This window comes from Nocardioides sp. NPDC101246, assembly GCF_044767415.1.
Classification (GTDB): Bacteria; Actinomycetota; Actinomycetes; order Propionibacteriales; family Nocardioidaceae; genus Nocardioides.
The window spans coordinates 37,668-59,295 of the sequence record NZ_JBIWNX010000007.1; the positions used below are offsets into that span (position 1 = coordinate 37,668).

At 71.0% G+C, this 21,628-nt stretch carries 20 protein-coding genes; 14 read left to right on the forward strand and 6 right to left on the reverse strand.

The features are described 5' to 3' along the window. Window position 1: 1 nt before the first annotated feature. From ACIRON_RS14390 to ACIRON_RS14405, 4 genes are all read right to left on the reverse strand, one after another. Window positions 2–1,543, reverse strand: a complete 1,542-nt coding sequence (locus tag ACIRON_RS14390; RefSeq protein ID WP_402992958.1) for an AbgT family transporter — start codon at window positions 1,541–1,543, stop codon at window positions 2–4. Window positions 1,544–1,548: 5 nt separating this feature from the next. Then, on the reverse strand, window positions 1,549–2,529 hold the full coding sequence (locus tag ACIRON_RS14395) for an alpha/beta hydrolase family esterase (protein WP_402992959.1): 981 nt from the start codon (window positions 2,527–2,529) through the stop codon (window positions 1,549–1,551). A 101-nt stretch (window positions 2,530–2,630) separates the two neighbouring features. Then, on the reverse strand, window positions 2,631–3,392 hold the full coding sequence (locus tag ACIRON_RS14400; protein ID WP_402992960.1) for a creatininase family protein: 762 nt from the start codon (window positions 3,390–3,392) through the stop codon (window positions 2,631–2,633). Further along, window positions 3,389–4,078 carry a FadR/GntR family transcriptional regulator gene (locus ACIRON_RS14405; RefSeq protein WP_091047134.1) on the reverse strand — a complete coding sequence of 230 codons (690 nt, stop codon included), beginning with the start codon at window positions 4,076–4,078 and terminating at the stop codon, window positions 3,389–3,391. Before ACIRON_RS14405 ends, ACIRON_RS14400 begins: the two co-directional genes overlap by 4 nt. A gap of 89 nt (window positions 4,079–4,167) precedes the next feature. On the opposite strand from ACIRON_RS14405, the gene ACIRON_RS14410 reads away from it, so the two are divergent. The 5 genes from ACIRON_RS14410 (at window position 4,168) to ACIRON_RS14430 (ending at window position 10,248) form a co-directional block, all read left to right on the forward strand. Then, window positions 4,168–5,187, forward strand: coding sequence for a LacI family DNA-binding transcriptional regulator (locus ACIRON_RS14410; protein ID WP_091047137.1), 1,020 nt, complete (start codon window positions 4,168–4,170; stop codon window positions 5,185–5,187). A 146-nt stretch (window positions 5,188–5,333) separates the two neighbouring features. Next, the gene (locus ACIRON_RS14415; RefSeq protein WP_402992961.1) at window positions 5,334–7,013 is read left to right on the forward strand and encodes an alpha-amylase family glycosyl hydrolase; all 1,680 of its coding nucleotides are present in this window, start codon (window positions 5,334–5,336) and stop codon (window positions 7,011–7,013) included. Window positions 7,014–7,043: 30 nt separating this feature from the next. After that, entirely contained in the window at window positions 7,044–8,411 is a 1,368-nt protein-coding gene (locus ACIRON_RS14420) for an ABC transporter substrate-binding protein (RefSeq protein WP_402992962.1), read from the forward strand. A 2-nt stretch (window positions 8,412–8,413) separates the two neighbouring features. Beyond that, window positions 8,414–9,379: a carbohydrate ABC transporter permease gene (locus ACIRON_RS14425; RefSeq protein ID WP_402992963.1), complete on the forward strand. Its 966-nt coding sequence runs from the start codon at window positions 8,414–8,416 to the stop codon at window positions 9,377–9,379. Continuing rightward, a complete protein-coding gene (locus tag ACIRON_RS14430) occupies window positions 9,379–10,248 on the forward strand; it encodes a carbohydrate ABC transporter permease (protein ID WP_402992964.1) in 870 nt (289 codons plus the stop codon). The genes ACIRON_RS14425 and ACIRON_RS14430 overlap by 1 nt, the downstream gene beginning before the upstream one ends. A 34-nt stretch (window positions 10,249–10,282) precedes the next feature. Here ACIRON_RS14430 and ACIRON_RS14435 read toward each other — a convergent pair whose 3' ends face one another. Next, entirely contained in the window at window positions 10,283–10,882 is a 600-nt protein-coding gene (locus ACIRON_RS14435; protein WP_402992965.1) for an HPP family protein, read from the reverse strand. Between the two features lie 316 nt (window positions 10,883–11,198). Here ACIRON_RS14435 and ACIRON_RS14440 point away from each other — a divergent pair, with 316 nt between their 5' ends. Then, window positions 11,199–12,092, forward strand: a complete 894-nt coding sequence (locus tag ACIRON_RS14440) for a universal stress protein (protein ID WP_402992966.1) — start codon at window positions 11,199–11,201, stop codon at window positions 12,090–12,092. Beyond that, complete coding sequence (locus tag ACIRON_RS14445) at window positions 12,089–14,806, forward strand: GNAT family N-acetyltransferase (RefSeq protein ID WP_402992967.1); 2,718 nt, start codon at window positions 12,089–12,091, stop codon at window positions 14,804–14,806. The genes ACIRON_RS14440 and ACIRON_RS14445 overlap by 4 nt, the downstream gene beginning before the upstream one ends. On the opposite strand, the gene ACIRON_RS14450 is transcribed toward ACIRON_RS14445, so the two are convergent. Continuing rightward, window positions 14,803–15,324, reverse strand: a complete 522-nt coding sequence (locus ACIRON_RS14450) for a flavodoxin family protein (RefSeq protein WP_402992968.1) — start codon at window positions 15,322–15,324, stop codon at window positions 14,803–14,805. The genes ACIRON_RS14445 and ACIRON_RS14450 overlap by 4 nt on opposite strands. 151 nt (window positions 15,325–15,475) lie before the next feature. Here ACIRON_RS14450 and ACIRON_RS14455 point away from each other — a divergent pair, with 151 nt between their 5' ends. From ACIRON_RS14455 to ACIRON_RS14485, 7 genes are all read left to right on the forward strand, one after another. Next, entirely contained in the window at window positions 15,476–16,228 is a 753-nt protein-coding gene (locus ACIRON_RS14455) for a DUF4389 domain-containing protein (RefSeq protein WP_402992969.1), read from the forward strand. Window positions 16,229–16,322: 94 nt separating this feature from the next. Continuing rightward, entirely contained in the window at window positions 16,323–16,991 is a 669-nt protein-coding gene (locus tag ACIRON_RS14460; RefSeq protein ID WP_402992970.1) for a response regulator, read from the forward strand. Between the two features lie 24 nt (window positions 16,992–17,015). Further along, window positions 17,016–18,785 carry a GAF domain-containing protein gene (locus ACIRON_RS14465; protein WP_402992971.1) on the forward strand — a complete coding sequence of 590 codons (1,770 nt, stop codon included), beginning with the start codon at window positions 17,016–17,018 and terminating at the stop codon, window positions 18,783–18,785. A gap of 95 nt (window positions 18,786–18,880) precedes the next feature. Beyond that, window positions 18,881–19,576 carry a hypothetical protein gene (locus ACIRON_RS14470; protein ID WP_402992972.1) on the forward strand — a complete coding sequence of 232 codons (696 nt, stop codon included), beginning with the start codon at window positions 18,881–18,883 and terminating at the stop codon, window positions 19,574–19,576. Between the two features lie 102 nt (window positions 19,577–19,678). After that, window positions 19,679–20,626 (forward strand): universal stress protein, encoded by a 948-nt coding sequence (locus ACIRON_RS14475; RefSeq protein WP_402992973.1) that lies wholly within the window; start codon window positions 19,679–19,681, stop codon window positions 20,624–20,626. Window positions 20,627–20,844: 218 nt separating this feature from the next. Beyond that, window positions 20,845–21,180: a hypothetical protein gene (locus ACIRON_RS14480; protein WP_402992974.1), complete on the forward strand. Its 336-nt coding sequence runs from the start codon at window positions 20,845–20,847 to the stop codon at window positions 21,178–21,180. A 14-nt stretch (window positions 21,181–21,194) separates the two neighbouring features. Further along, on the forward strand, window positions 21,195–21,611 hold the full coding sequence (locus ACIRON_RS14485; protein ID WP_402992975.1) for a pyridoxamine 5'-phosphate oxidase family protein: 417 nt from the start codon (window positions 21,195–21,197) through the stop codon (window positions 21,609–21,611). The last annotated feature ends 17 nt before the right edge of the window (window positions 21,612–21,628 follow it).

Consider the following 21,628-nt stretch of genomic DNA (forward strand, 5'->3'; position numbering starts at 1 on the left):
ATCAGCGGACCGGAGCGCCCGGCCCGAGCGGGATCCCGAGCGCCCACCACAGGAAGAACAGCGCGGTCCAGGCCAGGCTCATCGCGATGGCCAGCGGCAGCGTGTAGGAGGCGAGGGTGCCGATCCCGGCGTCCTTGCGGTAGCGCTGCAGGAAGCCGAGGGCCATCACGAAGTACGGGCTCATCGGGGTGATCGCGGTGGAGCCGGAGTCGGCGATCCGGAAGAGCGCCTGGGTGGTCTCCGGCGGCACCGAGAGCAGCATCAGCATCGGCACCAGGACGGGCGCGGCGATGGACCACATCGCCGAGCCGCTGGTGACCATGATGTTGACGACGCTGAGCAGCGCCAGCACGAGCAGAAAGACCACCCACACCGGGATGTTGCTGGTCTCCAGGGCCTCGGCGGAGTTGACCGCGAGCACGTCGCCGAGGTGGGACCACTCGAAGTACGCCAGGAACTGCGCGATCGCGAAGAAGAGCACGAGCACCGGCGCCATCTGCTTGATCCCCTGGCCCATCAGCGCCGGTACGTCGCCGGCCTTGGTGATCGAACCGGACAGCGTGCCGTACACGGTGCCGGCGAGGCCGAAGAGCACCGCGACGATCGCGGCGATGCCGGTGAGGAACGGCGACTCGGTCAGCGACCCGTCCTCGCCGCGCAGAGGAGAGGACGGCGGGATCACGACGGCGGCGACGACCACGATCGCGACCAGCAGGCTCACCAGGGACCAGCGCAGCGCCCGGCGCTCGCGGCCGTCGAGCTCGAGCGTGCCGAAGTCGCCGTCGTCGGCGTCCTCGTCGGCGTCGAGGTCGGGCCGCTTGGAGAGGACGAACTTGGTCATCAGGGTGATCACCGCGGCCAGCAGCAGCGAGGAGGCGATGTTGAAGAACCAGTTGCTGACGGGGGAGACGTACGCACTCTCGTCGACGATCTGGGCCGCGGCGGTGGTGATCCCGGCGAAGATCGCGTCGTTGGGCGTGGGGATCGGGCTGGCGTCGTACCCGCTGGCGATCGCGGTGTAGGCGACCACGATCCCGAGGATCGGCGAGCGCCCCACGGCGCGGAAGGCGAGGCCGCCGAGCGGAACCAGGATGATGTACGCAGCCGCCGAGGCCACGTGGGCGACGGTTCCGGTGAACGCGACGGCGAAGACCACCCAGCCGACGGGCACCCGGGAGATGCCGGTCTTCATCGCGGCGGTGAGGAAACCGGTGCGCTCGGCGACGGCGACGCCCATGATGACCACGACGATGGTCGCCATCGGCGGGAACTCGGCGAAGTTGGAGACCATCGTCGAGACCGCCATCGCCAGGCCCTCACCGCTGAGCAGGCTCTGGACGACGACCTCCTCCCCGTCGCCGGGGGAGATGACCGAGACGCCGGCGGCGGCACAGATCGCGCTGATCACGGCGAGGATCGCGGCGAGGATCCAGAAGAGCCAGAACGGGTGCGGCAGGGCGTTGCCGACGCGCTCGACCACGCCCATGGCGCGGATGATCCATGGCAGTCTCTCGCTGCTGGTGGGGGTCGTGGTGCTGGTCATGTCAGTCACCCTTCGCTGGTGAGGCGGTGGCGGGAGAAGAAGTCCCAGATCACCGTCGCGGACTCGATGGTGTGGGTGACGTGGCCGCCACCTGAGTAGATGTCGCCGCCCGGCCAGACGTGGCCCCCGCCGGCGACGGCTACGTGCTGGACCTCGGCGTCCTGGTCGCACCCGGTCCAGCGGGTGGTCTCGACGTCGCGGCGGGTGCGGGTGGTCGACCCGGTGCAGCCGTTGTGCTCGGCCCAGCCCTGCACCCACTCGGGGATGGCGGGCAGGTCCCGGTCGGCGTCGCCCGCGTAGGGGATGGTCGCGTCGGCGACGCCGTGGATCTCCAGGATCGGCGTCGGCGGTGCCTCGGCGCAGCCGGTCCGGGCACCCGGGTAGAGCGCCGGGGCGACCGGGGCGACGGCCGCGAAGGTGTCGGGCAGCTGGCAGGCGAGGAGCGCGGCCAGGCCGGCGCCGTTGGACTTCCCGGTGGCATAGACGCGGGTCGTGTCGATGCAGTGGTCGGCCTCGATCGCGGCGAGCAGGTCGGTGGTGAAGGCGACGTCGTCGACGCCCGGGGCCTCGTAGGGCGCGCCCTGCCAGGCCTTGCGGTAGCCCGATCCGGTGCCGATCGCGCCGTCGGGATAGGCGACCACCGCCGGGAGGTCGGAGAGCTCGGAGAAGCCCTCGACCTCGACGCCGGTGCTGCCGCGGCCGTGGAAGGCGAGGATCAGCGGCCAGTCGTCGCGGCGGTCGTAGCCCTCGGGCAGGCGCAGCACGTAGCTGCGTTCGAGGTCGCCGCTGGTCAGCTCGTACTTCTGGCTGCTGTCGGGCTCCTGGCCCGTGGGCTTGGCGCAGGAGGCCGGGGTGCTCTTGCCGGCTGCTCGGTCCAGGACGGAGGCGCGGGTCAGGGCGGAGGTGGCGGTCGGCGCCAGGGACAGCGCGGCCACCGCCGCGACCGCGATGGCCGGGGCCAGGAGGCGTGATCGTCGTGGGGACATGGTGCTCCTTCGGGGCAGGTCGGTGCGTTTTCGGGTGTGCTGGATCGCCCGGCGACGCGGTGCGCGTCCCGGTCGGGTCCCGAGCTGGAGGGGCGGGTGGCCTAGGTGTCGAGCCACTCCTTGATGAAGGCGACGAGGCGGTCGGTGGCCTCGGCGAGGATCGCGCGGCCGTTCTCGGCGGTGGCGCGACGCGGGTCGCCGAGCACGCCGGTGGGGGAGAGCCGGTTGTAGGGGAGGGCCACGGCGGGATGGCTCACCGAGCGGGCCAGCCGGGCGAACGGGTCGAGCTGGTCGGGCGCGGTCGTGCCCGGGGCGAGCAGGTCCTGGCGTACGAGGTGTGGGGCGATGTGCAGCATCTGGGCGGTCTCGGCCTCGCCGCTGTGACCGGACACCGGGCTGAGCTCCATCGTGGCCACGGCGTCCTTGGCCAGGACGGTGACCGGCGCCCAGGCGAGCTCGAGCTCCGGGCGGTCGCGCAGCAGCTCCTGGGCCAGCGTGCCGAGGGTGGCGTTGTTGCCGCCGTGCCCGGTCACCACGAGGAACCGGCGCCAGCCGTGGGCGGCCAGCGACTCGACGTACTCACGTACGACGGCGGCGAACAGCGCCGGGCGCAGGCTCACCGTGCCGGCGAAGGCCTGATGGTGGGGCGAGACGCCGACCGGTACGCCCGGACCGATGACGACCTTGCCGGGGAGGGCCTCGGCAACCGCCTCGGCGAGGGCCTCGGCGCGGATCTGGTCGGTGGCCAGGGGCAGTCCGGCCCCGTGCTGCTCGAACGCGCCGACGGGGATGACCACGACCGTCCCGCTCTCGGCGGCCGCCGCGGCCTCGAGGGTGGTCATCTCGGCGAGCTTCGCGGTCATCGGGCCTGCTCCGGTCCGAGGGTGGAGGCGATCGCCTCGCGGATCGCGACCAGGTGCTCGCGGGTGAGGGCGGCCGCGGCGTCGGCGTCCCCGTCGCGTACGGCCTCGACGATCCGGAGGTGGTCGGCGTGGTCGCGGTCGCGGTCGGTGTAGCGGTGCCGGATCTCGATCTGGTCGCGCGCCCTGACCTGCAGCAGCGCCTCGACGGTCTCGCGTAGCAGCAGGTTGCCCGAGGCACCGGCGAGCGCGACGTGGAAGTGCAGCTCGGGCCGCTCGTCGGCGTACTGCGGCTTGAGCGAGTTGTCGGCCGAGAGGGTCAGCGCGGTGAGGTCCTCGTCGGTGCGCTGCGCGGCCGCGGCCGCCGCGACGGGCGGCTCGAGCACGATCCGGGCGTCGAGGAGCTCGAGGACCGACTCGCTGCGCGACTCCGAGACGTGCGGGTTGACCAGCAGCCGCCGGTTCACCCCGCCGCTCACGTAGGTGCCCGATCCGTGCCGGAAGCGGATCACGTCGGTCGCCTCCAGGCGGCGCAGCGCCTCCCGGATCGTCGGTGTGGTCACCTCGAACCGTTTGGCCAGCTCGCGGGAGGAGGCAAGGGCGTCGCCCGGCTCCAGGCCCGCGGCCTCGATCATGGCCACGATCCCGTCGGCGATGCGTTCAGAGAGCGATGATGTGTTGCTGGTCACAGAAAGTGACTAAATCACTTATTGAATTACGCGTCAAGGACGACGACGCTTGCAGACGGCTTGCGTAAAGCAGTTATATTCTTGCGTTCATGAGTAGACGTCTTGCTGACGCAGCCGCCCGTGCCAAGGTCTCCGAGGCGACCGTGAGCCGGGTGCTCAACGGCAAGCCCGGTGTCTCGGAGGCGACCCGCGAACGGGTGCTGACCGCGCTCGACGTGCTGGGCTACGAGCGGCCGGTGAAGCTTCGCGGCGAGCGCGCCAGGCTGGTGGGTCTGGTGCTGCCCGAGCTGCAGAACCCGATCTTCCCGGCGCTCGCCGAGGTCCTCGGTGCTCACCTCGCCCAGCAGGGGCTGACCCCGGTGCTGTGCACGCAGACGGCCGGCGGTGTGACCGAGTCGGAGTACGTCGACCTGCTCCTGGAGCAGCAGGTGGCCGGGGTCGTCTTCGCCGGCGGCGCCTACGCGCAGCGGGACGCGGGCCATGCCCACTACGACCGTCTCGCCGGCCGCAACCTTCCCGTCGTGCTCATCAACGCGGCCATCGACGACCTGCCGTTTCCCCGGGTGGTCTGTGACGACGCCGATGCGATGGAGCAGGCCGCCGAGCACCTGATCGCGCTCGGGCACGAGCGGATCGGGCTGGTCCTGGGCCCGCGCGACCATGTTCCGTCCGAGCGCAAGCTGGCCGCCTTCCGCGCCGTCTGCGACCGGACCGGGGTGCCGTTCGACGAGGACCTGGTCGTACGCAGCCTCTACTCGCTCCAGAGCGGACAGGCCTCCGCGGCGCGCCTGGTCGAGCAGGGCGCGACCGGCATCGTGTGCGCCAGCGACCCGCTCGCGCTGGGAGCGGTCAGAGCGGTACGCCGGGCCCGGCTCTCGACGCCCGCGGACGTGTCCGTGATCGGCTTCGACGACTCGGCGTTCATGGCGTTCACCGACCCGCCGCTCACCACCATCCGGCAGCCGATCGAGGCGATGGGCCGGGCGGCGGTCGACTTCCTGGTGAGCCAGATCGACGGCACGCTCGGGCCGGTCGACGAGCTGCTCTTCGAGGGCGAGCTGGTGGTCCGGCGCTCGACCGGACCTGCAAGCCGGCGCGCAAAGTCCTGAAATTAATTACGTACTGTCAAGTTCTTGCGCGCCTTCTGTGGCTGGCTCTACGGTCGCTGCACGCCGTCAGGGTGACGGCTATCACATCAGTGTGAGCTACCGCTGAAGCGGAGCTCGAAGCAGTGAGCACAGAGAACGGAGTGCCCGTGACCGCCACGGAATCTCGACGGAGCGAGCCGGCACCGGCACCGCTTCCGGTCTTCACCGAGCGCCCTTCCGACTGGTGGCGCTCCGCGGCGATCTACCAGATCTACCCGCGCAGCTTCGCCGATGCCAACGGCGACGGCACCGGTGACCTGGCCGGGGTGCGGGCCCGCCTGACCTATCTGCGCGACCTCGGGGTCGACGCGATCTGGTTCACCCCGTGGTTCCCCTCGCCGATGGCGGACGGGGGCTACGACGTGGCCGACTACCGCGCGATCGACCCGGTCTTCGGCGACCTCGCCGAGGCGGAGGCGCTGATCCAGGACGCCCTCGAGCTCGGCATCCGCACGATCATCGACGTCGTCCCCAACCACGTCTCCGACCAGCACCGTTGGTTCCGGGCCGCGGTCGCGGCCGGGCCGGGGGCACCCGAACGGGACCGCTTCTGGTTCCGCGATGGCCGCGGTCCCGCGGGCGAGCAACCACCCAACGACTGGACCTCGGAGTTCGGCGGCACGGCGTGGACCAGGCTCACGACCCCCGACGGCGTCCCCGAGCAGTGGTACCTGCACCTCTTCTCCGCCGAGCAGCCCGACCTCAACTGGCAGCACGAGGACGTACGTCTCGAGCACGAGGAGATCCTGCGGTTCTGGTTCGACCGGGCCGTCGCCGGGATCCGGATCGACTCCGCCGCGCTGCTCGCCAAGGACCCGGACCTCCCCGACGTCCCCGCCGACCCGCGACCGGGCGAGCACCCCTACGTCGACCGCGAGGAGCTCCAGGAGATCTACCGCGGCTGGCGCCGGATCGCCCAGGAGTACGGCACCGACCGGGCCCTGATCGGCGAGGTCTGGCTCCCCGACACCGCCCGGTTCATCCGCTACCTGCGCCCCGACGTGCTGCACGCGGCGTTCAACTTCGACTTCATGACCGCGCCGTGGGACGCCGAGGCGCTGCGTACCTCCATCGAGACGACGCTGCGCGTGCACGGCGAGGCCGACGCACCGGCCACCTGGGTGCTCTCCAACCACGACGTCACCCGTCCGGTGACCCGCTACGGCCGCGCGGACACCGCGTTCGCCTTCGAGACCAAACGCTTCGGCACCCCGACCGACCGAGCTCTCGGCGAGCGGCGGGCGCGGGCGGCGGCGATGCTGGCGATGGGGCTGCCCGGGGCGTACTACCTCTACCAGGGCGAGGAGCTGGGCCTGGACGAGGCCGACATCCCGCGGGACCGCATCCAGGACCCGATGCACTTCCGCAGCGGTGGTGTCGACCCCGGCCGGGACGGCTGCCGGGTGCCGCTGCCGTGGAGCGGGGACCGGCCGCCGTACGGCTTCAGCCCGACGGGCGTGAAGACCTGGCTGCCCCAGCCCGAGGGCTGGGCGCAGCGGACGGCGCAGGCGCAGTCGGCCGACCCGCGCTCGATGCTCTCGCTGCACCGGATGGCGCTGCTGATCCGGCGTACGCACCCAGACCTCGTCACCGGCGACTTCAGCTGGATCGACACCGACCCCGGGATCCTCGCCTTCCGCCGTGGCGCGCACTTCGCGTGCGTCGTCAACCTGACCGACACGCCGGTGGAGCTGCCGAGCAGCGACCACGTCTGGCTCGCCAGCTCGCCGCTCGAGGCGGGCCGGCTCCTTCCCGATGCCGCGGTCTGGCTGCGGCCCACGACCTGAGACCCCACCACAACATCCAGGAGACAGACCATGAGAACCACTCGGTTGCGCAGCGTCGCGCTCGCCGCGGTCGCGGCTGTCGTGCTCGGCTCGCTCGCCGCTTGCGGCGAGACGTCGGACGACGGCGACGGAGTCACCATCACCGTCGAGGGCTGGCGCCCCGGCGACAAGCAGGCCACGATCGACGCCGTCAAGGCGCAGGCGGCGGCCTTCAACAAGGAGCATCCCGACATCACCGTGAAGCCGGTGGAGTGGCAGTGGAACGCGCAGACCTTCCCCGCCCAGCTCTCCGGCGGCACGCTGCCGATCTCGTTCCGGGTGCCGTTCACCGACACCAAGGGCCTCGTCGAGCGTAAGCAGGTCGCCGACGTCGACGCGGAGGTCCGTGAGCTGCCCTACTTCGACCAGCTCAACCCGACGGTGCTGGCCGCGGCGCAGGGCACCGACGGGAAGGTCTACGGGCTGCCCTCCGACGTCTACGCCAACGCGCTCCACTACAACCGCGACCTGTTCACGAAGGCCGGTCTCGACCCCGACAAGCCGCCGACCACGTGGGAGGAGCTGCGCTCGGCCGCCAAGCAGATCCACGACCGGACCGGCGCCACCGGGTACGCGGAGATGACGACGGGCAACACCGGTGGCTGGATCCTCACGACCCTGACGTACGCCCTCGGGGGAAGGATGGAGACCGAGGACGGGGACACGTTCACCGCGACCGTCGACAACGCGGAGACCGAGCAGGCGCTGCAGCTGCTGCACGACATGCGCTGGACCGACAAGTCCTTCTCCGGCAGCACCGCCTACGACTGGAACAGCATCAACCAGGCGTTCGCGGCGGGGAAGGTCGGGATGTACATCAGCGGCTCGGACGTCTACAACTCCCTCGTCACCACCGCGGCGATCGACCCGAAGTCGTACGGGCTCACCGCGGTCCCGATGGATGACTCGGCCGACGCCGGCGCGCTCGGCGGCGGCTCCGTCAACGTCGTCAGCGCCAAGGCGAGCGAGGCGGAGGCCGAGGCGGCCGTGGCCTGGGCGGACTTCTTCCGGGTCCGCAAGTACACCGACGAGTCGGCGGCCGTCGCCGACGCGAAGACCCAGACCGCTGCCGAGCAGCCCGTGGGGACGCCGACCTTCCCGATCTTCGACGAGACCTCCTACACCACCTACCAGGGCTGGGTGAAGGACTACGTCAACGTGCCGCTGGACCAGATGACCGGCTACACCTCGAGGATGTTCGACCTCACCCTGGTCGCCGAGCCGCCCGCCCAGACCCAGGCCGTGTACGGCGCGCTCGACCCGGTCGTGCAGAAGGTGCTCAGCGACGAGAACGCCGACATCCCCTCGCTGCTGAAGGATGCCGACGCCTCGGTGCAGCAGATCCTGGACAAGGGGTGAGGGTGGCCGTCGACATCTCCCGCGTCAGTGGGCCGGCCCTCGTGAGAGGGCCGGCTCGCCGGCGTACGTCCTTCGTCTCCGGGCTCGCGAGGTGGTGGCGCGGCAGCGCGGCGACCCTGGTCTTCCTGCTGCCGATGCTCCTCGTCTTCGGGCTGTTCTCGTGGTGGCCGATCGCCCGGACCGTGGTGATGAGCCTGCAGGAGACCAACCTCGTCGGGCCCGCGGAGTGGGTGGGCCTGGAGAACTTCCGCACCGTGCTCAACGACCCGCTGCTCCCGGTGGCGCTGCGTAACACCGCCGTCTTCGCGGCGATCGCGTTCGTCTTCGGCTATCCGATCCCGCTGGTCATGGCGGTGGTCTTCAGCTCGCTGCGGAAGCTGCGCGGCCTCTACGCCTGCCTGGCCTACCTGCCGGTCGTGGTGCCGCCGGCGGTGGCGGTGCTGCTGTGGAAGACCTTCTACGACGCCGGGTCCGGGGGAGTGTTCAACACGGTCCTGGGCTGGGTCGGGCTCGGTCCGGTGCCATGGCTGGAGTCGGCCGACTGGGTGCTGCCCTCGCTGGTGATGGAGGCGACCTGGGCCGCGGCCGGGGGCACGGTGATCATCTATCTCGCGGCACTGACCACGGTGCCGCAGGAGCTCTACGACGCCGCCTCGGCCGACGGAGCCGGCGTGCTCGGCAAGGTCTGGCACGTCACCCTCCCGCACCTGCGCCCGGTGCTGCTGATCACCTTGATCCTCCAGATCATCGGCACCGCCCAGGTCTTCCTGGAGCCCTACCTCTTCACCGGCGGCGGTCCCTCGCACGCGTCCTTGACGCTGCTGCTCCTGATCTACGAGTACGCCTTCGGCAGCACGACCGGCGGCGGGGACTACGGCTCGGCGACCGCGCTGAGCCTGATGATGGCGGTCGGGCTGGCGCTGCTGTCGTGGCTCTACTTCCGGCTCACTCGTGGATGGAGCGACTGATGAGCTTCGTCTCCTCCCTCGACCGGCGGCGTACGTCGGTGCGCTGGGGTCTTCGCGGCGTGCAGGCGGCGATGCTGCTCGGACTGGTGGTGGTCTGCCTCGGGCCGCTGCTGTGGCTGGCGAAGTCGGCGGTGACGCCGACCCAGGACACGCTGCGCTCGCCGATCTCGCTGTGGCCGAACGGGCCGGACCTCTCGATCGTGACGCAGGCGTGGACCGAGCTGGGTCTGTCGGCCTACCTGGTCAACACGGTGGTCATCGCCGCCGGGTCCTGGGCCGTCCAGGTGCTGGTCGCCGCGACCGCGGGCTATGCGCTCTCGGTGCTGCGGCCGCGGCTGGGCCGCGTGCTCTACGGCGCCGTGCTCGCCACCATGTTCGTGCCGATCGTGCTGCTGCTCGTCCCGCTCTACCTCACCGTGCTGAGCCTGCCGGTCGTGGGTTGGTCGCTGGTCGGGACGTACGCCGGTGCCTTCCTGCCCGCGGGCGCCTCGGCGTTCAACGTGGTGATCATGAAGCGGTTCTTCGACAGCCTGCCCCGAGAGATCCTCGACGCCGCGAGGATCGACGGCGCCGGGCCGTACCGGCTCTTCTGGTCGGTGGTCCTGCCGATGTCGCGCCCGGTGCTCGGCGTGGTGTCGGTCTTCGCCGTCCTGGCCGCGTGGAAGGACTTCATCTGGCCGCTGATCGTGCTGCCCGACCCGGCCAAGCAGCCCATCGCGGTCCGGCTGCCGTCCATCGCCCCGACCACCGACCTCTCCGTCCTCCTCGCGGCGATGGCGATCTCCGCGGCGCTGCCGATCCTGTTCTTCCTCCTCTTCCAGCGGTTCTTCCTGCGCAGCGAGGGGCTGGAAGGGGCGGTGAAGGGATAGGCCTGCCGATCCCGGCAGGCGCCTCACGGCGAGCTCACGCCTCGGGGCTCAGGGCTTCCGGCTGGTGGATCCGGACCCGGGTGACTCCGGCGACCGTCGCCGCGGCGGACTCGGCCAGGGCGCGGTCCTTCGGAGTGCTCGGCCCGCTGATCACGACGCTTCCGTCGGCGACCACGACGAGCCAGTCGGGATGACCGAGCTTGGTGATGAGCGAGGTCAGCTCACGATCCAAGGTGTCGTCGTCGCGGGCCAGGGCGGCGGCGACGTCGCTCCGGCTGATCACGCCGACCAGGACGTCGTCGTCATCGAGGACCGGGAGGCTTCTCAACGCCCGCTCGGCCATGATGTCGACGGCGACGGACACCTCGGCGCCCTCGCGCACGGCGACCGTCACCGGGCTCATCACCCGCTCGACGTACGCGGGGGGCAGGTCGGTCACCGGCTCTGGTGAGAGCACGTGGGCGCGCGGGTCCGGCAGGACACGGTCGCGGATCAGGTCGATCTCGGCGACGACGCCGCAGACCCGTCCAGAGGAGGTCACCACCGGCATCGCGGTGATGTGATGGTCACGAAGAAGCGTGAGTGCCTCCCGGACGGGAGTGTCTCTCCGTGCGGTGACGGGTGATGAGGTCATGATCTCTCGGACCAGCATGATCAACTCCGTGGCAAGGGTTCGGTTGCTATGGGGCGAGCCTCGTGGAGCGGGCGAGAGCGGTCATGAGTGCAAGGTCCCATCGGCAAAAGACCTTCGGCCCGATGACAGGACCTTCGTCACCGACCTGATGGACGAACGTCATCGCGGTCCGGACCAGCCACGCCGTGGCGGGTCGCGGTCGGGCTGCCGGACCTAGGTCCCGATCTCGCGGCACCGATGGCCCTGACACCCGTGAAGAGGCCCGGCGAGATTAGGAGCATCACCCGACGCACACACCGAGCCCGCAGGAGGGACGATGGCCCAGCACGATCGGATCCTGGTCGGCATCGATGGGGGAGAAGGTGGCCGAGCCGCGATCCGGCACGCCGCCGAGCGAGCCGGTCGAAGTGGTGCCGACCTGTGGCTCGTCCATGTGATCGACCTCGCCATCGCGACGGGCGTCTTCTACCCCTACGGCTATTCGGGCCTCGCGGACCAGATTCGCGAGGCCGGGGCGACCGCGCTCGAGCACGCGGAGAAGGAGGCCGCCGAGCTCGTCGGGGCGGAGAACGTGACCACGACGCTCCTCGACGGGGGAGTGGTGACGGAGCTCGTGCACGCGGCGGCCGACTCCACGATGGTCGTTCTCGGCGACGAGCGCCACCATGGCCTGTCCCGTATCGTGACGGGTTCGGTGACCGGCCGGGTCGCCTCACGTGCGCCGGTGCCCGTCGTGATCGTGCCGGCAGCCTGGCCCGACGGCGCAGACACCCGCATGGTGGTCGTGGCCGTCGCGGACTGCGACACCTCCACCGACCTTGTCGTCCGGGCCCTCGGCGAGGCGGTGGACCGCGGCGGCGGCCTGGTGATCGTCCACGCCTGGGAGGTCCCGGCCGTCTACTACGAGTCGACGCTGGGGCAGCTGGACGCGGCAGGCCTGGTGGCGGACGCGCGTCATCAGCTGATGCAGACCCTCGAGCGTGCCCGACAGCTGGTCCCGAGCTCTGCCGGGGTCGACGCGTGGATCGAGGTACGCCGGGGTCAGCCGGCCCGGGTGGTCACGGAGGCGACGGAGAAGGCAGCCCTCCTGGTCATCGGCCGACGCGGGCACGCCTTCCCGCTGCGCCGTCTGGGCGGCACCGGTCACGCTCTGCTGCGCGAGTCCGCATGCCCCGTCGAGGTCGTTCCTCCCGTGTCCTCGACACCATGACCGGGCAGGACGTGCTGCTGCGTGACGGCACCATCGCCCGCGTACGCGACGCGGTGGCGGGGGACCGGGACCAGCTGGTCGAGCTCCACGACCTGCTCTCCGAGCGCCATCGCTACGAGCGGTTCTTCCACGTCGGGGAGCTCGACGGCCTCCGCTTCGTCGAGGACCTGCTGCCGCGGCTGGCCGTGGGCGAGGCGGTCGCCAAGGTGGTCGTCGTCGAGGGCCGTATCGTCGGGCTGGCGAGCGGCACGAGGACGGGCTCGGACGGGGACGCCGAGCTGGCCCTGGTCGTCGCCGACCGGTATGCCCACCACGGCGTGGCCACCCTTCTCCTCGAGCACCTGGCCGTCGCGGCGTCCGGCGCGGGCGTGACGGACCTGGTGGCGTACGTGATGGCTGACAACGCCCCCGCGTTCGACGTCCTGCGGCACGCCGGGTTCGACCTCACCTCGACCTCGCACGAGGACACCGTCGAGGTACGTTTCCCGGTGCGGCTCACCGAGCGCGTGCTGGAGGCGATGATCTCCCGTGAGCAGCGGACGGACGCCGACTCCGTCGCGGCGCTGCTGCGGCCGCGCTCGGTGGCCGTGATCGGCGCGAGCCGGCGCGCGGACCACCCCGGCCACCAGGTCGTGCGCAACCTGTTGCGGGCGCGGTTCGCCGGCACCGTCCACCCCGTCAACCCGCACTGCGACTTCCTGCTGGGACAGCGCTGCCACCCGTCGCTGCTCGACGTCGGGCCGGTGGACCTGGCCGTGGTCGCGGTGCCGGCGGCAGGGGTGCTGAAGGTCGTGGAGGAGTGCGCCCGCAGCGGCGTACGCGACCTGGTGATCCTCTCCAGCGGCTTCGCCGAGGCGGGCCCGGACGGGCGACGCCTCCAGGACCAGATCCTGGCGGTCGCCCGCGAGTCGGGTATGCGCGTGGTGGGACCCAACTGTCTCGGGATCGCCAACACCGACCCCGACGTCCGGCTGGACGCGACCTTCTCGCCCACCTCGACCGGGCGCGGGAGCGTGGCGATGATGGCGCAGTCCGGGGCGGTCGGGATCGCAGCGCTGCAGCGGGCCGACGAGCTCGGCGTGGGGCTCTCGGCGTTCATCTCCGCCGGCAACAAGGCCGACGTCAGCTGCAACGACCTCCTCATGTACGCCGCGGAGGACGAGGCGACCAGGGTGGTCTCGCTCTATCTGGAGTCGTTCGGCAACCCGCGCAAGTTCTCCCGCCTGGCCCGGCGGTTGGCCGACCACACGCCGGTCGTCGCCCTGGTCGGAGGGAGCAGCCACGCCGGCCGGCGGTCGGCGGTCGGCCACACCGCCTCGGCGGTGACGTCCGCGGAGGCGGTCGACGCGCTCTTCCGGCAGTGTGGGGTGATCGGCGTACACAGCCTCGAGCAGCTGCTGCAGACCACCAGCGTGATCGCGAACCAGCCCCTGCCCGGTGGCCGCCGGGTCGGGATCGTCGGCAACGCCGGCGGGCCCGGCGTCCTGGCCGCCGACGCCTGCGAGAGCGAAGGGCTGCTGCTCGCCACGCTGAGCACGGAGACCATGGCCGCGATCCGGGCGATCGTGCCCGACGCGTCGTCGGTCCAGATGCCCATCGACCTCGGCTCCGGCATCGGCTGGGAGGCCTACTCCGAGGTGCTCTCGACGCTCACCCGCAGTGGCGAGGTCGACATGCTGATCGCCTTGCGCACGCCGCTGCCGGCTCTCCCGTACGCAGCCTTCACGCGTGCGCTGCGCACCGCGTTGCGTGCCGATCCGGGACAGACCGCACCGCCGGTCGCGACCGTGGCCGTCATGCTCGACCCGCACGGTCCGGGCCGACCCGTCAGCGTCGGGAGCGGCCATGTGCCCGTCTTCGCGTTCCCGGAGGATGCCGCGCGTGCCCTCGGCCCGATCGTCAGGTACGCGGACTGGCGCGCCCGGCCCCACACCCCCGTCACCGAGGCGCCTCCCGGTAGCCGCGCGACTGCTCGCGATGTGATCGCCCGGACGCTGCGGGTGAGCCCCGAAGGGGGCCGGCTGACCGAGCCGGACACGCGCCAGCTGCTGGCTGCGTACGGGATCGGTGTCCTGCCGAGCGTGCTCGCCGACGGTGCCGAGGAGGCCGTCGACGCAGCCGAGTGGGTGGGCTACCCGGTCGTGCTCAAGGTCGCCGACCCCGCCATCGCGCATCGCACCGATGCGGGTGGCGTTCGCGTCGGTCTGAGGAGTCCCGACGAGGTACGCGTCGCCGCGCACGCGCTCCTCGGCCTCCGGGTCGAGCATCCGGGCCTGATCGTCCAGCGCCAGGTCGCCGCCGGCGTCGAGCTGATCGCGGGTGTCACCCAGGACGAGCTCTTCGGGCCGCTGGTCATGGTGGGATACGGCGGCGCCTACACCGAGCTGATCGGCGACCGCAGCTTCCGGCTGACACCGCTCAGCCGCTCCGATGCCGCGGCAGCGCTTCGGGACCTGCGCACCGCGCCGCTGCTGTCGGGATACCGCGGCGCGCCGCCGGCGGACGCCGCCGCCGTCGAAAACCTCCTGGTGTCCCTCGGGCGTCTCGCCGACGATCTGCCCGAGGTGGCCGAGATCGACCTCAATCCCCTGATCGTGCACGAGCGTGGCGTCTCGGTCGTCGATGCGAAGGTCCGGCAGCAACCGTTGCCGCGGGCCTCGGAGGCCGCCCTGAGGAGCCTGCTCCCGCCCGCCGACGCCGGTGAGGATCGCTAGGCCACGACCTGCCGCATCATCTGGTGGCCGAGATCGGTGGCCCAGTCGCCGGCGCGCGCCTCCTCATGGCGGCCCAGGGGTCCCTCCGTAGCGCCGACGTAGAAGCTCGTCGAGGGGGCGACGTCGTAGCCGCGGCGGCGGAGCAGGTGGGCGACGTGCCGGGCGGCCGAGCCGGGGAGGTGACGCATCGCCCGCGCCCGGGTGTCGAAGACGGCGATGCGTACCGAGCGTGCGTCCTGGAGGTCGGCGAGCCACTCGCGCACACCGCGGGCCTCGACCTCCGCCGGGGCGCCGCGCAGTACGGCGTCGGCGCGTGTGCTCGGCCTGCTCAGGCCCAACGCGTGCGTCGGGGCGCCGATCACGACCAGGTCGTGGGTGCGGAGCACGTCGTCGCCGGCCGCCGTCACCGGGATCACCCTGACGTGCACGCCGGCGCTGCGCAGGCCGTTGGCAACCGAGGTGGCGATCGTCGCGGTGTTGCCGAACATCGACTCGTAGACGACGGCTGCTCGCATCATGTTCACGTCCTTCCGTCGGCGCCGCGCCCCCTGCGCGGTGCCGTTGGCACCACGCTGCGGCCGAACGTAGGTGCCCAGGCAGTGGCACACGTCCCCGACCAGAGGACCTTGGTCCGATGCCGTCGTGCCAGACCGCGCGGAGGCTGGAGACATGAACTCGTCCGATTCCCCGGTGGTGCTCGAGGGGCAGCTCGACCCCCGGGTCAGCCGAGCCCTGTGGCTGGTCAAATGGCTCCTGCTGATCCCGCACTGCATCATCCTGCTCTTCCTCTGGATCGCCTTCAGCGTGCTCACCGTCGTCGCCTGGTTCGCGATCCTGTTCACCGCCCGCTATCCGCGGGCGATCTTCGACTTCAACCTCGGCGTCCTGCGCTGGACCTGGCGGGTGGACTACTACGGCTACGCTGCGCTCGGCACCGACGCCTACCCGCCGTTCACGCTCGAGGACGTCCCCGGATACCCGGCCCGCCTTCACGTCGCCTACCCCGAGCGGCTCTCGCGCGGTCTGGTGCTGGTGAAGTCGTGGCTGCTGGCGATCCCGCACCTGCTGCTCCTGGGCTTCTTCCTGGGCGGGGGTCTGTACGCGGCACAGGGCAGCGATGACCCCGGCACCTGGGCCTGGGGGAGCGGGATCGTCGGGCTCTTGGTGCTCTTCGCAGGCGTGGCGCTGCTCTTCGGGCGCGGCTACCCGCGCGGCATCTTCGACCTCGTTCTCGGGATGGACCGGTGGGCGGCGCGCGTCGGGGCGTACGTCTTCCTGATGACCGACAGCTATCCGCCCTTCCGCCTCGACCAGGGCGGGAGCGACCCGGTCGGGCTCGTCCCGCCGGAACCGTCCGCGCCGACGGGCGAGGCACTGGTGTCGCAGCCCGCCGAGACCCCGGTCGGAACCAGGCAGCCGTGAGCGCGCTCCCGAGGGTGCGTCGCGGGACCTTGGTCCTCAGCGCACGGGTAAGACGAGCATTGGCGAGCGCCGTCATCGGTCGTAGGTTGAGCAGGTGACCGAATCCGCAGAGTCCGAGCGTGCAGCAGAGCCCATCCGGGTCTTCCTGCTCGATGACCATGAGGTGATCCGCCGGGGGATCAAGGATCTCCTCGAGGACGAGGACGACATCGTCGTCGTGGGCGAGTCCGGGCTCGCCGAGGAGGCCCGGCACCGGATCCCAGCGCTGCGCCCGCATGTCGCGATCCTCGACGGACGGCTCCCCGACGGGTCGGGCATCGACGTGTGTCGCGACGTCCGCTCGGTCGACCCCAGCATCGCCGCGCTCATCCTGACCTCGTTCGACGACGACGACGCGCTGTTCTCCGCGATCATGGCGGGCGCGGCCGGCTACCTGCTCAAGCAGATCCGCAGCGCCGACCTCGTCGACACCGTGCGCCAGGTCGCCGCGGGGCGATCGACCCTGGACCCCGCGGTCACCGCCCAGGTCCTCGAGCGGATCCGCAGCGGGCCGAAGTCCAACTCGGTCTTCGAGAACCTGACCAACCACGAGCGCCGGATCCTGGAGCTCATCGGCGAGGGCATGACCAACCGACAGATCGGGAAGGAGATGCATCTGGCGGAGAAGACGGTCAAGAACTACGTCTCCTCCCTGCTCGCCAAGCTCGGCCTGGAGAGCCGAACACAGGCCGCGATACTTGTCACCAAGACGTTGCAAGGCTGATACGTTAAGGGGTGTACCACTCATGTGACGTGGAGGGTCGACGTGGGACGTACGCCACCACGGCAGCGCCGTCCACGAGATGACGCGGCAGAGAAGACGCTGAGCAACACACCGCTCGACGAGCTGTTGACCGAAGTGCTCGACCGGGTCACCGTCGCTCGAGACGAGCAGGTGCGGTGGAGACTGCTGCTCGACGCGATCGTCACGATGGGTGCCGGGCTGTCGATCGACGACCTGTTGAACCGGATCGTGGAGGTCGCCAAGGCCCTGGCCGGCGCGAAGTACGCAGCCCTCGGGGTCCTGGCCAGCGGTGGCGAGCGGCGGCTGCGGGTGTTCATCAACCGCGGTCTCACCCCCGAGCAGGAGCTCCGGATCGGAGACCTGCCCACCGGACACGGTCTGCTCGGCCTGCTGATCGACCATCCGGAGCCGGTCCGTCTGCGCGACATCGAGGAGCACCCGGCCTCCTACGGGTTCCCCGCGCACCACCCGCCGATGCGCTCCTTCCTCGGTGTTCCCGTCCGCATCGGCGAGAAGGTCTTCGGCAACCTCTACCTCACCGAGAAGACCGACGGTGCGGAGTTCACCGACCAGGACGAGAACATCGTGGTCGCCCTGGCAGCAGCTGCCGGCGTCGCGATCGAGAACGCCCTGCTGGCCGAGGAGGCCGCGCGGCGCGGCCGGTGGCTCGACGCGCGCGCCGAGATCACCAGCGCGCTCATGGGCGACATCGACCGCGGCACCGCCCTTCAGCTCGTGGTCGACCGGGCGCGCGAGATCGCGGGCGCCGACGTCGCCTGGATCGTGACGGGGCCGGCCGCCGACCGTCTCCGGGTGGAGGTGGTCTCCGGCACCGATGTCGACGTCGACGAGCTGAAGCGTGCCCCTCTGCGAGAGTCGGTCGCGGGACGGGCGATCAGCGACGGCGTGCCGATGGTCGTGGAGGACATCGCGAGCGCCGCCTCGGGTGGAAGCGCCGCGGCGGTCATCGACATGAGCGACCTGGGCCCTGGTGTGCTCGTGCCGCTGGGACGTACCGACCCGTCGGACGAGATGAACGCGGTGGGCGTGCTCGCCCTCGCCTGGCGCCGGGCGAACGCCGAGCAGGCCCAGAACATCGACCTGGCCGTCGCCGACGCGTTCGCGGCCCAGGTGGCGCTGGCCATCCGGCTGTCTCAGAACCGTGAGGAGCGGCAGCGGCTGGCCGTCTACGACGACCGCGACCGGATCGGTCGCGACCTGCACGACATCGTGATCCAGCGGCTCTTCGTCATCGGCCTGCGACTCCAGGGCGGCCGCAACCTGGCCGACAACCCGAAGCTGCGCGACCGCCTGGACCAGGCGGTCGATGACATCGACGACACCATCCGCGATCTCCGGCGCGCGGTCTTCGAGCTCGGCACCCCCCATCACCACGGCGACATCCAGTCCCAGGTCACCGACCTGGTGAACCGAGCGGCGGCGTCTCTCAAGTTCCGCCCGAAGCTCGCCTTCGACGGCCCGATCCGGCTGAGGACCTCTCCGGAGCTGGCCAAGGACGTCGTCGCCGTCCTCGGCGAGGCGCTGTCGAACACGGTCCGTCACGCGCACGCGAGCACGGTGGACGTGTCGCTCTCCGCCGCCGAAGACATCGTGCTTCGCGTGCGCGACGACGGAGACGGGATTCCGGAGGGCGTGGTGGAAGGCGGTCTCGCGAACATGCGCCACCGCGCCGAGGTTCACGGCGGGCGGTGCACCGTGGAGCCGGCGCCCCCGAAGGGGACCTTGGTGGAGTGGTCGGTTCCTCTGGGCTGACCGGGCCGACGAATGACGGTGTCGGGGCCTTGGTCCCGGACTGGGAGGAATCGTGGCCCATCCGCCCGGCCCCGGCCTGCCGGGAAAGTGAGCTCATGAGACGTTGGGTGGGGGCCGCTGTGCTGGGCATGGTGGTCGGTTGCGGTGTGGCCGCGCTCATGGCGTGGTCGGTGCCCATGACCCTCGGGTGGTGGGCGGGCGGGAGCTTCATCACCTTCACGATGCTGATGTGCCTCGGGCCCGAGGAGAGGTCGATCCCGTGGCCTGTGCTGCTCACCAGGAGCCTGCTGTGGCCGAGCGCGGCGCTGGCCGCCGCAGGGCTCGTCCTCGCGCTCGGTCTGGTCAGCGCACTGCTGGTGATGGCGGCGGGGCTGGCCTCTGCCTGGGAACTGGGGTGGCTCGGCTGGCCGCCGCGCGCCGAACGACCGCTGAAGAGCCGAGACCGGCTCGGCAGGTGGAGGTCGGACGCAGGAACGGCGGCAGAAGCCATCGGACCCCAGGCGGTCGACCCGGTCGAGGCCGTCTTGGCGGTCACCGACGGACTGACCGACACCGACCTGTGCAGGGCCTGGCGCTCCAGCTACGTCGCCCTCGACCGGGTCACGGACCTGAGCGCGAAGCTGCGCGCGGTCGAGATCCGCGTCGTGCTTCTCGATGAGCTCGAGCGGCGCGACGCGCCGGGACTGGAGGCGTGGTTCCGCTCCGGTGCCCGGGCGGCAGGTGGGCCCGAGCGCTTCCTCCGGGGCGCAACGCCGGACAGTGACGAAATGCGCACCGATCCTCAATCCTGAGGACCTTCGACCTGACCTGCCCGACCTACGTCCCTGGTCCTGCACGCACGGGCGGGATTCGCTGTAGCCACTGGAGCGATCTCGCGATGGAGGGACACATATATGACCGCGACGTCGAGTCCGGGCTGGCCGACCGCTGTGGATGGGGAGCCCGCGGGTCGACCGGCCCATCCGCCACTGCCGCTGGAACCGAGGGTCGTGGTCGGCGTGGACGGCTCCGAGTCCAACCGGGCCGCGGTGGCCTACGCGATCGCGGAGGTGGCTGCCTCTGGCAGACCGCTCGTGCCGATCGGCGCCGTTCGGCATCCGGTGCGGCATCAGGACGGCGCCGTCGACGGGCGTCTCTGGCCTGTGCTGGGCAGGATCGAGCGCCAGGTCGCAGCTGCACATGCCGACGTCCGGACGGTGTCGCTGATCGAGTTCGACCACCCGGTGCCGGCCCTGCTCGGATACGCGGACGTGGAGGATCTGCTGGTCGTCGGCAAACGTGGCCTCGGGGGTTCGCGTCGGTTCCGGGTGGGATCGACGGCGATGAGAGTCGCCGGACGGGCCCTCGGGACGGTGGTGGTCGTGCCAACCGGGTGGAGTCCTGAGGACCACGTGGGGGAATCGGTCGTCGTCGGCGTCGACCCGGACGGTCTCCATGAGCCGGTGCTGCGCGCCGCGTTCGAGCGCGCCTGCCGCGACCGGGTCGAGCTGGTGGTGATGCACTCGGTCAACCTGCATCCCGTGCTCGTGTGGGACCCGACCGTCAACGCGCCGCTCGTACGAGACGGACAGGAACGCAGCAGCATGGACCTCGAGGCGGCGATCAAGCCGTTGCATGAGGAGTACCCACAGGTCCAGGTCACGATCGAGCGCGACCGCGGCCACGCCGCCGGCATCATCTCGGCCCGGTCGGTCGGCGCTCAGCTGATCGTGCTCGGACGACGCCATGACGCACGTGGCACCTGGGGCCTCGGTCCGATCGCGCGCGAGGTGATCCACAACGCCGAGGTGCCTGTCGCAGTGGTGCCCTGTCACTCCGACCCAGCCGACCGAGATGGCTGAACCGGCGCCTGGAGTGTTGCGATGACGAGCACGTGAGAGCGGGCGAAGAGCCTCCGGGGAGCCGGCCACAGGGGGTGGGCCGGACCCGGGGAAGACGCTCGGTAGGGACTGGTTACGCATCGGTCCCTACCGAGCGGTTGGCGGAACCGACCAAAGGCCTTCGGTTCGGGCCGACGGTCCCTGTCCGCAGATCACCTCGCTCCCCAAGTCTTGGAGTCATGAGCGCGAGCAGGGATCTGATCCTGGCAGCGGTCGACGGAGACCCGTCGACCGCCCGGGTGGATGTCCGGGTCGAGGTCGTGCACGCCCAGGCGGCGTACGCCCTGGCGGAGGCGTCCCGGCACGCCGGGCTGCTGATGCTGGGCCGGGGCCGGCACCTCCTCGGCCTTGGGCAGCTGGGCGGCACCTCCCGGGCGGTGCTTCGGGAGAGCAGCTGCCCGGTCGAGATCAACACACACGTGGCCCCGGCGTTCGAGGGGGGCGCCGGGGCTGCCGAGGCCACCGAGGACCTCGGCACGAGAGCCGACGAGCCGGCCAGTTCCGGACGACCGTGACGAAGGAGCAGAGGATGTACCTGACAGCACGATGGTTTCCCGGACACCTGACCACGATCGACCGGGACGAATGCCTGCAGCTGCTGCAGCGCAGCGAGGTCGGACGGGTCGCCTTCAGTGACTCGGAGGGACCGATCGTCCTACCGGTCAACCACGTCATGGTCGGCGAGCGGATCGTGTTCCGCACCGCCCCGCGCACGGCCCTCGCGGACCACGTCGGCGCCGGACCGGTCTCGTACCAGATCGACGAGTTCGACTCCTACACCTCCTCGGGCTGGAGCGTCCTGGCGCGGGGGACCGCGGAGTTCGTCGACGGCGTCTGGCTGGCCGCGCACGACCTCGAGCCGGAGCCGTGGGCCGACGGCCGGCGGACGCTGTTCGTCTGCATCACCCCCAGCCAGATCACCGGCCGGCGCGTCGTGCCGGTCTGAGGTGTCGAGGAGTCGAG